Raw genomic sequence first — 1,781 nt, 5'->3', positions numbered from 1 at the left:
GACGGCACCAAGCTCGACGGCGTCGTCGGCAAGGTCCTGCTGCCGAGCTTCCTGTCCCCGGTGATCGCCCTGATCGTCGCCTTCATCGGGTGCTGGCTCGTCCACCGCATCACCAACTCGATCGTCCACAAGCTCGGTGAGGGCACCTTCCGCTACGGCCAGATCGGCAGCGCCTCGCTGGTCTCCCTCGCCCACGGCACCAACGACGCGCAGAAGACGATGGGGGTCATGACCCTGGCCCTGCTCGCGAGCGGCCACTGGACCGACACCACCTCGGTCCCCTGGTGGGTCAAGGTCAGCGCTGCCCTGTCGATCGCCGCCGGCACCTACCTGGGCGGCTGGCGCATCATCCGCACCCTCGGCAAGGGTCTGGTCGACATCACCCCTCGCCAGGGCATGGCCAGCGACGGCGCCACCGCAGCCACCCTGCTCGCTGCGAGCCACCTCGGCTTCGCCCTCTCCACGACCCACGTCGCCACCGGATCCGTCCTCGGCGGCGGACTCGGGCGGGGCACCCACGTGCGCTGGAACACCGCCGGGCGCATGGTCACCGCGTGGGCGACGACCTTCCCCCTCGCGGCCCTGGTCGGCGCCCTCACGTGGTGGCTCGGGAACGGCATCGGTGGAGCGCTCGGCGCGGTCATCGTGTTCATCGTGCTCGGCCTCGCCTCGGCGTACATGTTCTGGCGGTCCAAGCAGGACAACGTCGGCGCTCACAACGTCAACGACGAGTGGGACACCGCCGACGACGTCCTCGACAAGTTCCCGCCCGCACCCGAGACGCCCGAGGACCCGGCCGGCACCACGACCCACCGCACCAAGAGCCACTGACCGAAAGGACCCAGCAATGCGCAGCATCGAACTTGCACTCCAGGGCGCGGCCAGTGTCCTCTTCGCCGGCCTCATCTTCGGCGCCGGCCTCCCCGTGGTCTATGCGCTCGCGATGCGCGCTCTCGTCACCGGGAGCACGGAGACCGAGGACGCCAGCGGCCACACCACCTTCCACCCCACCGTGCTCGGCCGGGCCGTCGCAGGCGTGCTCCTGGCCGTGATCGTCGCGTCCGTCGCTCTCGGCATCACGATGATCGCCGCCTCCGGCTTCGGCAAGACGGTGAGCTTCAGCGGCGACGGCATCCTGCCGACGATCGTCGACAAGTAACGAGAGGGAATCCCACCCACACCATGGTCGACACGAACAGCCAAGCCCTCAGGTACCTCGCCGAGGCCTACCCCGACGGCATCCCGGAAGAGGATGCCGCGCCCCTCCTCGCGCTGCTGCGTCAGCGCATCGGATCCACCCGCACGCTGTCGGTCGCGCTGGCGCTGGTCGCCGGCGGAGCGCTGAGCGCCGACCACGCAGCATCCGGGAGCGCCCCGAAGGCTCCACTGCCGCAGAGTGACCTGCGCAGGGTTGCCGCCCGACTGGTCCTGGGCGGGTGGCCGCTCGGCAACCCGCCCGGTGACGACCTCGACGACGAGGACGACACCGAGCCCGGCTCCTACCTGGGCCGCATCGTCGCGTGGCTGCGCGAGGGCTACCCCACCGGGGTCCCCGAGCACGACTACGTCCCCCTGTTCGCCCTGCTCGAGCGACGCCTGACGCGCGGCGAGGTCAAGAAGGTCGCCAAGGCCCTGCGCCGGGCGTCCATCGCCCCGGCCAGCCCTGACGACATCGCGGCGGCCATCGCCGACCTCACCCACTCCGAGGCCACGCCGGACGACCTGCGGCGCGTGCGCGACCGGTTGGCCGCCAAGGGGTGGCCGGTGGACTTCCCGGACCC

3 protein-coding genes are annotated in these 1,781 nt (G+C 71.1%); all 3 read left to right on the top strand.

The features are described from left to right. Positions 1-831 (top strand): inorganic phosphate transporter (locus tag PLL68_RS14740; RefSeq protein ID WP_324535373.1); only part of this gene is annotated, 831 nt, incomplete at its 5' end. A gap of 16 nt (positions 832-847) precedes the next feature. Next, the gene (locus tag PLL68_RS14735; protein ID WP_324535371.1) at positions 848-1,159 is read left to right on the top strand and encodes a hypothetical protein; all 312 of its coding nucleotides are present in this window, start codon (positions 848-850) and stop codon (positions 1,157-1,159) included. A 23-nt stretch (positions 1,160-1,182) separates the two neighbouring features. Further along, on the top strand, positions 1,183-1,781 hold a 599-nt coding region (locus PLL68_RS14730; RefSeq protein WP_324535369.1), incomplete at its 3' end, for a DUF3349 domain-containing protein.

The sequence above is a fragment of the Ornithinibacter sp. genome, from assembly GCF_035443565.1.
Taxonomy (GTDB): Bacteria; Actinomycetota; Actinomycetes; order Actinomycetales; family Dermatophilaceae; genus Fodinibacter.
Note: the sequence above shows the minus strand (reverse complement) of the source record. Positions and strands in the feature narration are given on the sequence as shown.